The organism is Pseudochrobactrum sp. XF203 (genome assembly GCF_020341615.1).
Lineage (GTDB): Bacteria > Pseudomonadota > Alphaproteobacteria > Rhizobiales > Rhizobiaceae > Pseudochrobactrum > Pseudochrobactrum saccharolyticum.
The window spans coordinates 1,904,640-1,918,286 of sequence record NZ_CP084392.1; the positions used below are offsets into that span (position 1 = coordinate 1,904,640).

Below are 13,647 nucleotides of genomic sequence, written 5' to 3' on the forward strand. Positions count from 1 at the left end.
GAGGCAGGAGCTCCGATGTTTCAAAAAATCCTCATAGCCAATCGCGGCGAAATTGCCCTGCGGGTGCTGCGCGCCTGTAAGGAGCTTGGCATCAAGACTGTTGCCGTTCACTCCACTGCCGATGCCGATGCCATGCATGTGCGCCTCGCAGATGAAAGCGTATGTATCGGACCACCATCATCGCGCGACAGCTATCTGAATATTCACCAGATTGTTGCTGCCTGCGAAATCACCGGTGCTGATGCAATCCATCCGGGTTACGGCTTCCTCTCCGAGAATGCCAAATTCGCTGAAATTCTTGAAGCGCACGATATTACCTTCATCGGCCCTACCGCTGCGCATATCCGCATCATGGGCGATAAGATCGAAGCCAAGAAGACTGCAAAACGCCTCGGTATTCCGGTTGTTCCGGGGTCTGACGGCGGGGTTGCCAGTGAACAGGATGCAATTCGTATTGCTTCTGAAATCGGCTATCCGGTCATCATCAAGGCTTCCTCCGGTGGCGGCGGCCGCGGGATGAAGGTTGCCAAATCGGCAGAAGATATCTCTGTTGCCTATAATACTGCACGCTCGGAAGCAGCTGCTGCATTCGGTGATGATGCTGTTTACATCGAGAAGTATCTCGAAAAGCCGCGTCACATTGAAGTTCAGATCGTTGGCGACGGTGCAGGCAAAGCTGTTCATCTGGGCGAACGCGACTGCTCGCTGCAGCGCCGCCACCAGAAGGTCTGGGAAGAAGCCAATTCCCCTGCCCTGAATTCCGAAGCCCGTGACAAGATCGGTATGATCTGCGCCAATGCGGTTGCAGAACTGGGCTATCGCGGTGCCGGTACAATCGAATTCCTCTATGAAAACGGCGAGTTCTATTTCATCGAAATGAACACCCGTCTTCAGGTGGAACATACGATTACCGAAGCGATCACAGGTATTGATCTGGTTCATGAACAGATCCGTATTGCCGCCGGTCTTGGCCTGTCGGTCAAGCAGGACGATGTACGTTTCTCCGGTCATGCGATTGAATGTCGTATCAATGCGGAAAACGCACGCACATTCACACCGTCACCGGGCACGATTAAGCATTATCACACACCGGGTGGTCTGGGCATTCGTGTCGATTCCGGCGTCTATAGCGGCTATAAAATCCCGCCATATTACGACAGCATGATCGGCAAACTGATTGTGCATGGCCGTAACCGCGTGGAATGCCTGATGCGTCTGCGTCGTGCGCTGGATGAATTCGTCGTTGACGGCGTTGATACAACCCTGCCGCTTTTCCAGGATTTGATTGCCAATCCGGATATCGCCAATGGCGATTATGATATCCATTGGCTTGAAAAATATCTGGAAAAGAAAAACGCATCGGGTCAGTAACTCCGGTGGCGGGACGCAAATCCCCTCCGCCTCAAAATTTAAGTCCGGAGCTTTTGCTCCGGGCTTACGCCTCCGGCATTTTCCCTATGTCAGAAAGTGCTGATGATCCGGAAATATTCTGGGTACGACCGGAACAACGCGGCATTATCCCGCTCGACAAGTTCCACATTTCCCGCAGTCTGCAAAAAACACTGAAGCGCTCCCCGTTCGAGATCAGCTATGACACCGCTTTTGAACAGGTGCTGGAAGGCTGTGCGATCAGGCGGGATCCCAATGCCGGCACATGGATCAATCAGACGATCCGTGACGGCTATATTGCCCTGCACAAAGCCGGACACTGCCATTCTGTTGAAGCATGGCAGGACGGGCAACTTGTCGGCGGTCTTTATGGTGTGTCGCTGGGTGGCGCATTCTTTGGTGAAAGCATGTTCAGCCATGTCACCGATGCTTCCAAGGTCTGCCTCGTGCATCTGGTGGAGCGGTTGCGTGCACATGGTTTCAAACTGCTGGATACGCAGTTTACTACGGGGCATTTACAGCGTTTTGGCGCTGTTGAAATTCCTGCAAAGGATTATGAAGATATGTTGCTGCCAGCGATTTTAACGCCGGCGCAATTCTGAGGCTGCCAAACCTTATTGCGGCGCAGGAATGTCTGACGTCTGCTTGCAGTCTTTCAGCCAGATATCATACACCGGATGATCCACAGCATTCAGACCCGGACTATCGGCAAACATCCAGCCGGAGAAGATGCGGCGGATTTTACGATCCAGTGTGATTTCATCCACCTGCACAAAGCTGTCAGTGCGCGGTGCTTCATTATCCGAGCGGCTGTAGCAAACCTTCGGCGTTACCTGTAACGCACCGAATTGCACTGTCTCATTTATATAAACGTCAAAAGTTGTGATCCGGCCGGTGATCTTGTCCAGACCGGAAAATTCCGCAACTTTATTGGAAATACGCTCGGCACGTGCCTCAGATGCTACGCCCAGACCGGCAAGTGCCAGCCCTGCAACCAGCAGAAATGTTGTTCCAAAAGATCGTCCGGAAGAAACATTCATACACATTCTGCCTTTGGTACTGGTTGCATAAACGGATGCGGAGAAAACACCCGCTGGAAAATTAGCCTGTTCTTTGCGGCATTTGTGAGAAAAAGACTCGCCGGACAGGGTTTTCCCCAATCCAGAGCGGCAGACAGCTGCACAGGACGTCAATTTAGGGGAAAGATAAAGGCGGCACAGTTGAAAAACCATGCCGCCTGTCAAATCTATCAGGACTGAAACTTAATTCGGTGTCCATGCATCATAGTCGCCGCCCACTTTAGGGCGCTGACCGGATGCGGAGATCGCACCCTGCGGGCGATAAGCATAAGGCGTACCGGTCAGGTTCTGCTGGTGCGGCTTCTGCCATTCGCGTGGCTGATAGTTTTCTTCAGTCGGCGGCGTATCGGTGCGGTGATGCATCCAGCCATGCCAGCCGGCAGGAATTGCACTGGCTTCGCTATAGCCGTTGAAGATAACCCAACGACGGGTGCGGCCTTCAGAATCCTTACCACCGGTATAATAAACATTACCGAACTCATCTTCACCGACGCGCTTACCTTTGCGCCATGTATGAAGACGGGTGCCGATAGTCTGGCTGTTCCACCAGGTAAAGACCTGAATAATAAATTTTTTCATAGCACTTCCGGATCCTGAACTATCCTGACCATAAAGGCACAGGATCATGCAGATTATTCCCTGCTTATGCCCTTATCTGAGGCGTGTCGCAAGGGTCAAGTTGCCGCTGTTTTCAGCATTTCGCAGTTAAGTGGCGCCATTTAACACCAGAGAACACTTAACTCACAAAACTTTGTACGGGCGCAACAGGCACAATTAAATGCGGGATGCTCCGGTTACATAGACCAGCCTGTCAGAGACTTTTCCATTTTAATAACCGGAATATCCAGTTTCAGTGTACCCCAGTCATTCGTCTCGCCGGTCTTTTCAAAACCTTTGCGGGTGTAGAAGTCCAGAGCTTTCTGATTCTTGGCAATCACTTCGAGAGCAAGCTTCTCCACATCAGGAAAAGCCATTTCAATCTCCGCCAGCAACATGGTGCCGATACCCTGAACCTGCTGCTCAGGATCGACATAAAGCTGGTGCAGCTCTGCAATACCGTCTTTGCTCTGGCTGGCATAAGCCATGCCGACGAGGTTGCCCTCGCCGTCATCGGCCACAACAAATTCCGAATAAGGCTTGGCCAGATTGCGTGTCAGCGCAGCAACAGAATGATATTCACCTGTCACCTTATTGACGGTCTCAATACCCAGCACATCATCAAATGTGGCGTGCCAGGTTTTGACCAGCAACTGATGCACGGCCTTCAGATCATCCTTATTTGCAGAGCGCAGCCACATTATTCGATGCCCAGTTTCGCTTTAACCAGATCATTCACAGCCTGCGGATTAGCTTTACCGCCGGTTGACTTCATCACCTGACCAACAAACCAACCCGCCAGTGTCGGCTTTTCTTTTGCCTGAGCCACTTTTTCAGGGTTCGCAGCGATGATTTCATCAACGGCTTTTTCAATCGCGCCGGTATCAGTCACCTGCTTCATGCCGCGGGCTTCGACGATCTCTTTCGGATCACCGCCCTCGTTCCAGACGATTTCAAACAGGTCTTTTGCGATTTTACCGGAGATTGTGCCTTCCTTGATCAGATCAAGAATAGCGCCCAGCTGTTCCGGAGAAACCGGAGCATCTTCAATATCTTTACCGGCCTTGTTCAAAGCGCCGAGCAGATCATTGATGACCCAGTTTGCAGCAACTTTACCGTCACGGCCTTCTGCAACCGATTCGAAATAGTCAGCAATGGCTTTTTCAGTGATCAGGATGGATGCGTCATAGACAGACAGACCCATGGTTTCGACCAGACGGGTTTTCTTGTCATCCGGCAGTTCCGGCAGAGCTGATGCCAATTCATCCACATAAGCCTGTGTGAATTCCAGCGGCAGCAGATCAGGATCAGGGAAATAGCGATAATCATGCGCTTCTTCTTTCGAGCGCATCGAGCGGGTTTCACCCTTTACCGGATCATAAAGACGGGTTTCCTGATCAATCTTCCCTCCATCTTCAAGAATACCGATCTGACGGCGCGCTTCATATTCAATCGCCTGACCGATGAAGCGGATCGAGTTCATGTTCTTGATTTCGCAACGGGTGCCAAATTCACCACCCGGACGACGAACAGACACGTTCACGTCTGCGCGCATCGAGCCCTGATCCATATTACCGTCACAGGTGCCGAGATAACGCAAAATGCTGCGCAGCTTGGTCATATAAGCGCGTGCTTCATCCGATGAGCGGATATCCGGCTTGGAAACGATTTCCATCAGCGCCACACCGGAACGGTTCAGATCGACATAGGACATGCTCGGATGCTGATCGTGCAGGGATTTACCCGCATCCTGTTCCAGGTGCACACGCTCGATACCAACTTCAACATCTTCAAACTGGCCTTTGGAATCAGGGCCAACAGACACAGTTACAGTGCCCTCACCCACGATCGGCTGTTTAAACTGTGAAATCTGATAGCCCTGCGGCAGATCCGGATAGAAATAGTTTTTGCGGTCAAAAACCGACTTCAGATTGATCTGTGCTTTCAGCCCGAGACCGGTACGAATGGCCTGCGCCACACATTCCGCATTGATAACCGGCAGCATACCCGGCATCGCGGCATCCACCAGCGAAACATTGGCATTTGGCTCGGCACCGAATTCGGTGGAAGCACCGGAGAACAATTTGGAATTGGAAGTCACCTGCGCATGAACTTCCATCCCGATCACGATTTCCCAGTCACCGGTGGCACCGGAGATCAGGCGTTTCGGGTCTGGCGTGCGTGTATCGATAAGGGACATGGGCTCTTAAATCTCTGTTTTGCGGCGCGAGTTAAACTCCGCCGTTTTCTCATGCTTCTGGCTAAAACAAACCGGCCTGACTGGCAAGTGTTCTGTGCATCACAACAGCACTGTTTCAGCATCAATAAACGATCATGGCGCGGACTATAAACATTATGGTGCAACAGTGCACCCTGCATTGACGGAAAAAGTACAAATTCCCGTAACAAAGCATGGGCTTGTAAAGATAAATGACCTCACACCACGGTCATATATCGACCATACCAAGCCGGCGATAGAGCCGCTCTGCTCCAAAGGGGTTATTACCCTCCACTTTGAGACAAACATTCTCCGCACCGCGCAATTGGAAAACCTGAAAACAATGCAGCAATAAGGCTTCGCCAATGCCCTGCCTGCGCCAGTCGGGATGCACGACAATATCCTTGATAAATGCACTGCTCCAGCATTGCGCAAAAGCAATGAGTTGCCCTTGGATATCTGTCACCGGAAAGATCAGACCGGCATCATATTCCTCATCATTGAACAGTGCCTGCCACCAGTCACGCAATGGCGGCACTGTACTACCAACAGCTTGATAGGAAGCCGTCAGCAAAACATGGAGTTCTGCAATCATATCCGGCCGGAAGGCGGATAAAACCACATTCTTTGACCAGACAGGCTGCGGCGGCTCGTCACTCAGCGATTTACATAAATGATAATACGGTCTTGGTTGCATTACACCACAATAGCGCAACACGGCCGGCAGTAAAGCACCGCTGACAGCAAACAAAAAAGCCGCGTTTTGCAACGCGGCTTTCTCATAACTTTATGCGGGCTGATTATTCAGCTGCATCATCAGCTTTTTTAGCTGCTTTTTTCTTTGGAGCAGCTTTTTTAGCAGGCTTTGCTTCTTCTGCTGCGCCTTCTTCTTCAGCTGTCAGCTCTTCTTTGGTCACTTTCTTATCGGTGACGGAGATTGTGCCGAGCAGGTGATCAACAACCTTTTCTTCAAAGATTGGTGCGCGCAGATTAGCAACTGCATCAGGAGTTTTACGCAGGAATTCATAAACCTGCTGTTCCTGACCTGGGTAACGACGAACCTGATCGTAAACAGCGCGCTGCAGTTCTTCTTCGGTTACTTCTACACCGGCTTTTTCGCCGATTTCGGAGAGAACCAGACCAAGACGTACACGGCGTTCAGCAAGCTTGCGATATTCTTCGCGAGCAGCTTCTTCAGTGGTTTCTTCGTCTTCAAAAGTCTTGCCAGCCTGCTGCAGGTCGAAATTGATCTGCTGCCAGATGTTGTTGAACTCAGCATTAACCAGACGTTCTGGTGTTTCGAACTGATATTCTGCATCCAGACCGTCGAGGATCTGACGCTTAACTTTCTGACGGGTGATCTGGCCGTACTGACCTTCGATCTGTTCACGAACAACAGTGCGCAGACGATCAAGGCTTTCAATGCCGAGCTTCTTCGCAACTTCATCATTCAGTTCCAGCTCAGCAGCTTTAGCAACTTCCTTCACAGTGATGTCGAAGGTTGCTTCTTTACCGGCCAGATGGGCAGCGCCGTAATTTTCAGGGAAAGTTACTTTGATCTGCTTTTCGTCACCGGCTTTTACGCCGACCAGCTGATCTTCAAAGCCCGGAATGAACTGGCCGGAACCGAGTACCAGCTGTGCATCCTGATCTGCGCCGCCTTCGAAAGGAACGTCTTCCAGCTTACCGAGGTAATCCATGGTAACGCGGTCGCCGTCTTCAGCTTTGCCTTTTTTCGCTTCGAAAGTACGAGCGGAAGAAGCGATCTTCTTAACCTGCTCTTCAACTTCTTCGTCCGAAATATCAACAACTTCACGGGTCACTTTAAGACCGGAAACGTCTTTGATTTCGATTGCCGGCAGAACTTCGTAATTCATGGTGAATTCGAAATCAGCTTTACCGGCCAGAACCTTTTCGGCTTCTGCTTCGTCTTCGCTCATTGCAACTTCTGGCTGGGTTGCAGCTTTTTCGTTGCGGTCAGCAAGGATCGAACGGGTTGAATCGTTCAGAATTTCGTTAACGATCTCAGCCATGAAAGACTTGCCGTACATCTTACGCAGATGTGCTGCAGGAACTTTACCAGGACGGAAACCATCGATCTTAGCGCGACCGCGAGCGGTTTCGAGGCGCTCAGCAAGCTTTGCTTCAAGATCCTGTGCCGGAACCACGACTTTGATCTCGCGCTTCAGCCCTTCATTGAGCGTTTCGGTAACCTGCATGTCAAAACCTTCACTTTGTCTTCGTTTCGCATGACCGGCCACATGACCGTAGCCGCCGTGGCTAGCGAAATTTCTTGTTTTTCTGTTTGTCACATACCGCGCACAAATATGCGCAAAGGCTATGGGACATCCCGGAACGGATATAAAGCCTGCCGGATTATGACAGTGACTCTATATATAAATGGTACGGATTTTAAGCAGCCATACCTGATTTCTGCTATTGAATTTCCTGCACAATATCTGCTCATTCACCGGCATAAAGTCACATTTCGTAACAGAGCCCGTGCGACAGCATTGCGCCAGAATCCCATTTATCGCAAACCCATTACAATCAGCGCCCGCAAAATACAAGATGCGATTGAATGTTCACCCTGCAATCCATCGGATTTTATCGGCCTTTTACCGATGCGGATTATGCAGTCAGTATATTTTTATAAACAATACCGTCTTTCATAATCAGCTTCATATTCTTGTCCGGATCAGCAATCAGAGACACATCCTCCAGCGGATTACCGTCGATCAGCAGCATATCCGCCATTGCACCTTTTTCGATAACGCCGACAGCTGCACCATAAGGATTACGGTTTCCTGATAGCGTCAGCAATTCGGCATTGGTGCCGGTCGCCATTTTCAGCACGTCACCATTATCAAACCAGCGCGCCAGTTTCGCCAGCTGACGTCCCTGCGAGGCTGTGCCCTTCGGGTTGAACAGAATATCCGTCCCCCATGCCATTTTGACATTATATTTAGGCCCCAGTTCAAATGCACGGATCGTGCCTTCGGCAATCATTTTCTGCTGGTCGCGCTGTATCTGCGAGGCATAAACATTGGCATCCTCATCCGCCAGAAACGGCTGAATGCTCCACCATGCACCGGCATCAGCCATTTGCCTGACGGTTTCCTCATCGGCCAGCTGGCCATGTTCAATTGACTGCACACCGCAAGCCAGCGCCCGCTGAATACCGGCTGAGGTATAAACATGCGCACAGACATATGTGCCCCAATCCTTGGCAGCCATGACCGCAGCACGGATTTCAGCCTCGGTAAATTGCAGGGAATCCAGCGCATCATAGGCCGATGCCACACCGCCGCCGACCATAATCTTGATCTGGCTGGCGCCCAGCATCAGCTGCTCGCGCACGCGGCGCAGCACTTCGGCCTCACCATCCGCAATCGCAGCAATACCGGCAGATTCCGCAAGGCTCAGATCATTCGCACTATGGCGCGGAATATCACTGCGCTGGCGGAAATCGCCATGACCGGAGGTTTGTGACACCATCGCGCCGGACGGATAAATACGAGGTCCCGGAATACGCTTTTCATCAATCGCACGCTTCAGCGCAAAGGAAGGCCCGCCCATATCGCGCACGGTCGTAAAGCCACGCATCAAAGTGCGCTGTGCTTCCTGTGCAGCAACAAGATGCACATAGGCAATGTCAGACGTCATCGCCACCATTTGCGGAATAGCCGCCAGAATACTGTGCCAATGGGCATCGATCAGACCCGGCATCAGCACGCGATTGCCGCAATCAATCACCTGCACCTCAGCAACATTCTCTGAAGCTTTGAGAATATCCGCAATTTTTCCGCCGCTCACCAGAACATTATGCCCTTCAATCAGCTTTGAGGATTTTCCGTCGAAAATACGCAGATTTTTCAGCAAAACAGGCTGGCCTGCAACAGAAACGGGCGTCTGAGCCAGTGCCGAAACCGGATCAGCCACCACAGCACCTGCCATTACAGCCGCAAGACCGCTCAGGACAGAACGGCGGCTCAGCCCGCGACCAATGCGTTCATTCAGCTGTGTGATTGCCGGACTATGGCACAAGCATCCAAATCCATGAGCATATTGCCCGTAACGCGCACCATAGTTTCCCATAGTCTCAAACCTTTCTAAAGCTTTGATAAGACTGCATCAGCATAAATATATTATGCGGAAACTTCGGCCATAAAGTTTTAGAATTGATGAAATTCAGCACGATCCGGCAGGATATATTTGCTGCGGAGACTATAAACAGCAGGCAATGAGAAAAGAGGACATCTCAAACTGCATTGCAACCCAATTTGTAACACGGTTTGTATCACAAAACCGGCCAAAAACGCACCTTCGCCAAAATTGCAGCATCAAATACGCAGCAATTACAAAGATTTACAAAGAACAGAGAGAATAAAAGTGGTGCGGATAGAGGGACTCGAACCCCCACGGTCTCCCGCCAGAACCTAAATCTGGTGCGTCTACCAATTTCGCCATATCCGCAACCGAAGCACGTATGCTTTGATGTGCGCCGCTCTATAGCATTCAATTTTCAGGCTTCAAAGGGGAAAAACAGATTATTTTTGATAAGAGACTGTCATACACAGATCTTATCACTTCCCCTTTGCCTCCTCACCTCAGAACAGCGGTTCATCAAAAACCTGTTTGCCGTCAATTCTGAGCGCACGTATCGCCGCGACGCCTTTTTCATTCACTGACAGGACGATATCCACGTTGCTGTCGCGCTGGGCATTTTCAACGGCCAGCCCCTCGCCCTCCGGCACATAATAGCGCTCAATGCCATAAACAACAGGCAGGATTGAATAGCTGTCAAAGAGCTGAAACGGAGCCTCAACCTCCCCGCGCAAAAAGATTTCGCCGTCTTTTAATGCATCCGGAACATCAAATTGCGCCCGCTTCGCCTCCCACAAACCATCAGCCTGTTTCGCCAGCACGACATAAATATAATTCAGTCCGCTTTTGCGTTTCGGCTGACCGCTAATCATATGTGCAGGCAAGCGGGAAATTTCATAGCTCAGAATAACATAATCGCCGCGCATCAGATCACGCGGATCAACCGGCAAAGTCCGCAGCACCACTTCCGAACCGCTGCGCAGAATACTGATACGCTGCTGAACACCTGCCAGCATCACACCCGACTGCAGCAATGCCGCAAGAATTGCAGCCACATAAAGCCAGCGTTTTTTAAGAAAACTCATGGTTGCTGCTCCCCATCATGAACGGACACCGCTTTTGCAGGTGTGCCATGCAGATATTTTTCCATGCGGGTAACCAGATAAGCCAGCCCCATCACCAGCAGACCGCCAATCAGGAAGACACCGGACGTGCCAATCATCGTCCCCACAGTCACGGTCGCCAGATACAACACATGCAGAGAGAAGCCCGCATAGGCGAACCAGCGTAATTGTCCGCTTTTTTCACCGGCGATAATCAGCGCAAAAATACAGACAGCAATTGCCACCAGCGAATAGACCGCATCGGCACCGGCCTCATAACTATTGAACAGGTCTTTATGCTCAACCTGAAAGATAAACAGCGCGATCAGCAGAGAAGCCAGACCATAACCGGCCAGCTGCGAGCCAAATCCGTAGCTGTAGCGTTCAAAAGCCGGCCAGCGCCCCTGACAAATCACCAGCACAGCGCCAAGGGCAATCATCAGGATCAGGATCGCCTGATTTTCAATGTCAAAATACAAAGTGAGGAAATAGGCCAGTGTCAGTGCTGCCAGCAAATGCATTGCCTTATCCGCTTTTGTGTAGATAATGGCACCAATACAGGCGAGAATATAAAGCGGCATAATCCAGCGATAAGATGCAACCAGATTGACCTGCCCGCCAAGCTCATTCAGCACGGTTGACAGATAAAAGCCACCGATACCCAATGCCGCAGCGGTCAAAATCGGCGCGCGCAGCAGCACCGCAGCAATCAGCACACCAACACCCCATGCAAGTGCCGCCGTCGTCATATCACCGGACATATGATACATCTGCCCGATCAGCGCGATACCGGCACCATAGGTAATTGCCGAGAGCAGATAGAGCGCCGGTGCAAAAATCGCCGCCAATGTGTTGCTTTGCCCGCTTTCACCGCGCCTTTGCAACCATGCGCCGCCAAGATAACCGCTCCACATGACAAACAGGATAAGCGCCACGCGCCAGACACGCGGTATAACTTCCCAATTGGCTGCAACAAACAGGATCAGCGCTGCGCCAAGCAATAATGCACCAAGTACGGCGAGAACACCGCCAATACCAAAGCCGTTCTTGCGGGTTTTAACATCAAGACGCAGCCTGTCTGCGGTTTCCTGATCCAGCAGCCCTTGTGACTGCCACTGGTCGATCTGACTTGCAAGGGAAACAAAAATGGACAAATGGCGATCCTGTTATAATGGTTGCTGCGGCTTGCATAAGAACAAACCTGCCCGATGCAAGAGACGAGCGCATAGCTTTATTATCGTGTTAAATTAAGACGAGTGCTCAGGCAATCCCGGTTTGCCGGCTTCATCAGGGTTCAGGCGCACATAATCCGCTTTCAGATCTTCCGATGTTTTACGGCTGCCGTCATGGCTCCAGCCGGGCGGCGCTGCCATATACATCAGCCTTTGCCGCAGGCTCAGCCCCGGCACAAACACATCTTTCATCATCCCCGCCCATTCATGAAATGCCACCCGCACCGGATTGAAAGTACCGATATTGCGCACAATCCCGTAGCGCGGAATATCCTCCGGCAGTTCCTCCACAAATGTGCCGAATAATCTGTCCCAGATAATCAAGGTACCGGCAAAATTCGCATCCAGATATCGCGGATTGGTCGCGTGATGCACTCGGTGATGCGACGGCGTATTGAAGATCAATTCAATAGGCTTCCACATTTTGCCGATTGCCTCAGTATGAATCCAGAACTGGTAGATCAGATTAAAGCCATAGACAAAAGCAATCACTGCCGGATGAAAGCCCAGCAATACCAGCGGCACCTGCAATATAAACATGCCGGTAATCTGCCCTGTCCAAGACTGACGCAGCGCCGTGGTCAGATTATAGTGCTGGCTGGAATGATGATTGACATGCTCCGCCCAGACCCAGCGCACCCGATGGGCAATACGGTGATACCAGTAATAGCGCAGATCATCGAAAATAAAGGCAGCGATAAAGACCCACCAATGCAGGCCGAGGTCAAAAAAACGAAACTGCCAGACCCACAGCAAAGCTGTGACAGAAACAAAACCGAGCAACAGCCCTGCCACAACATTACCGGTGCCCATTAGCAGGCTGGTCAGTGCATCACGGGTTTCAAATTCGCCCTTGCGATGCCAATAGCGCACCGCAACCAGCTCAATCATGATCGCAAGGAGATATAAGGGCACTGCCAGCAGTGTCACGTCCAAGAATGCCGGATCATTCATTAAGACAACTCCCCTTTTTATTGTTGAGGCCGCGCTAGAGCGGTTTACGTCCAGATTGGATCATAGCGCTCGCTCCAGATTCTTTATTTGGTCGCACTATCACGGGCGTCAAGTTGATCCAACTTGACTGTGAAATGCTCCAGCCATTCACAGACCTGATCACGTGTCTTTTTGTCATCGAAAGAAAAAGCAGCCGCGGGCCATGTAAAATCATGCATCTGCAGAAACAGTTTTGTTTCGCCCTGCTTCCGGATTTCCGCAATATCTTGCGCTTTTAAAATGCGTGTCAAAAATTTAGCACCCACCGCATGAACAATACCGGTTCCCTGCTGCGGCAGGTCGAAAAAAGCAGTGCGCCGGTCTTGAGTATAATAAATGCGGGTGATCAGGCTTTCCGGATAATCCTGCCGGAAACGCTCCAGCACATCCTTATCGCTGTCTAAAACCGCCTGCCGGTTACCGCCAAGCAGATGAACAGCCACTGCGCCGGTGATAATACCGGCGACGATCATGCCAATGAGTACAGGCAAACTCAGCAAGCGACCTGATCTCCCCCTATAAACAAGCCGTTCCCCTTCATGAAAACAAGGTTCCCACGAAAATTCCCCGCATTCAAGTATCCAAAAATCGCACTGCCACTCAATAACCAGCCCGCAATTTTACCAGTCGCTAACCTTAATGCCGTGCTGCTTTGCATAGCTCTTGAAATGTCACAATTTCTACACAACCCACAGGCGATATTTTTGTGAGGCTTAATGCGCAATATCGCATTTAAATTACCCGCAATCACAGTTTAACGAACGAAAATTGCGACCGACACCAATTTTGTCCAAATAGCGACTAAATAGCGATTTAAATCGTTTAAATGAGGTCTGCAAGGCTCGCAGAGGAGCTATGCAATCTTGTCTCTCCTCATTTCTGATTACCCGGGCTATATACAGGACAACAGATTACACAACACAACTGAA

The 13,647-nt window shown here is 50.8% G+C and carries 13 protein-coding genes and 1 tRNA gene; 2 read left to right on the forward strand and 12 right to left on the reverse strand.

Translation table 11 applies throughout. The features are described 5' to 3' along the window. The first annotated feature begins 15 nt into the window (after nucleotides 1-15). Nucleotides 16-1,371 carry an acetyl-CoA carboxylase biotin carboxylase subunit gene (accC, locus tag LDL70_RS08645; RefSeq protein ID WP_022711461.1) on the forward strand — a complete coding sequence of 452 codons (1,356 nt, stop codon included), beginning with the start codon at nucleotides 16-18 and terminating at the stop codon, nucleotides 1,369-1,371. Nucleotides 1,372-1,457: 86 nt separating this feature from the next. Next, a complete protein-coding gene (gene aat / locus LDL70_RS08650) occupies nucleotides 1,458-1,991 on the forward strand; it encodes a leucyl/phenylalanyl-tRNA--protein transferase (protein ID WP_245257327.1) in 534 nt (177 codons plus the stop codon). Between the two features lie 12 nt (nucleotides 1,992-2,003). Here the strand turns inward: aat and LDL70_RS08655 are convergent, their stop codons facing one another. From LDL70_RS08655 to LDL70_RS08710, 12 genes are all read right to left on the reverse strand, one after another. Beyond that, nucleotides 2,004-2,429 (reverse strand): DUF2155 domain-containing protein, encoded by a 426-nt coding sequence (locus tag LDL70_RS08655; RefSeq protein ID WP_051139045.1) that lies wholly within the window; start codon nucleotides 2,427-2,429, stop codon nucleotides 2,004-2,006. A 222-nt stretch (nucleotides 2,430-2,651) separates the two neighbouring features. Next, a complete protein-coding gene (locus LDL70_RS08660; protein ID WP_022711464.1) occupies nucleotides 2,652-3,047 on the reverse strand; it encodes an NADH:ubiquinone oxidoreductase subunit NDUFA12 in 396 nt (131 codons plus the stop codon). Nucleotides 3,048-3,262: 215 nt separating this feature from the next. Next, complete coding sequence (locus LDL70_RS08665) at nucleotides 3,263-3,766, reverse strand: GNAT family N-acetyltransferase (RefSeq protein ID WP_225684862.1); 504 nt, start codon at nucleotides 3,764-3,766, stop codon at nucleotides 3,263-3,265. Next, complete coding sequence (gene gatB / locus LDL70_RS08670) at nucleotides 3,766-5,265, reverse strand: Asp-tRNA(Asn)/Glu-tRNA(Gln) amidotransferase subunit GatB (protein WP_022711466.1); 1,500 nt, start codon at nucleotides 5,263-5,265, stop codon at nucleotides 3,766-3,768. Before gatB ends, LDL70_RS08665 begins: the two co-directional genes overlap by 1 nt. A gap of 247 nt (nucleotides 5,266-5,512) precedes the next feature. Beyond that, entirely contained in the window at nucleotides 5,513-5,980 is a 468-nt protein-coding gene (locus LDL70_RS08675; RefSeq protein WP_225684863.1) for a GNAT family N-acetyltransferase, read from the reverse strand. A gap of 103 nt (nucleotides 5,981-6,083) precedes the next feature. Further along, complete coding sequence (gene tig / locus LDL70_RS08680; protein WP_116087516.1) at nucleotides 6,084-7,502, reverse strand: trigger factor; 1,419 nt, start codon at nucleotides 7,500-7,502, stop codon at nucleotides 6,084-6,086. A 412-nt stretch (nucleotides 7,503-7,914) separates the two neighbouring features. Continuing rightward, a complete protein-coding gene (locus LDL70_RS08685) occupies nucleotides 7,915-9,381 on the reverse strand; it encodes an amidohydrolase family protein (protein ID WP_225684864.1) in 1,467 nt (488 codons plus the stop codon). Between the two features lie 295 nt (nucleotides 9,382-9,676). Next, nucleotides 9,677-9,759, reverse strand: a tRNA-Leu gene (locus tag LDL70_RS08690). Between the two features lie 134 nt (nucleotides 9,760-9,893). After that, on the reverse strand, nucleotides 9,894-10,475 hold the full coding sequence (locus tag LDL70_RS08695) for a GDYXXLXY domain-containing protein (protein WP_022711470.1): 582 nt from the start codon (nucleotides 10,473-10,475) through the stop codon (nucleotides 9,894-9,896). After that, a complete protein-coding gene (locus LDL70_RS08700) occupies nucleotides 10,472-11,647 on the reverse strand; it encodes a DUF2157 domain-containing protein (RefSeq protein WP_225684865.1) in 1,176 nt (391 codons plus the stop codon). Before LDL70_RS08700 ends, LDL70_RS08695 begins: the two co-directional genes overlap by 4 nt. A gap of 93 nt (nucleotides 11,648-11,740) precedes the next feature. Then, entirely contained in the window at nucleotides 11,741-12,679 is a 939-nt protein-coding gene (locus tag LDL70_RS08705; protein ID WP_225684866.1) for a sterol desaturase family protein, read from the reverse strand. A gap of 83 nt (nucleotides 12,680-12,762) precedes the next feature. Continuing rightward, nucleotides 12,763-13,218 carry a hypothetical protein gene (locus LDL70_RS08710; RefSeq protein ID WP_225684867.1) on the reverse strand — a complete coding sequence of 152 codons (456 nt, stop codon included), beginning with the start codon at nucleotides 13,216-13,218 and terminating at the stop codon, nucleotides 12,763-12,765. Between the last annotated feature and the right edge of the window lie 429 nt (nucleotides 13,219-13,647).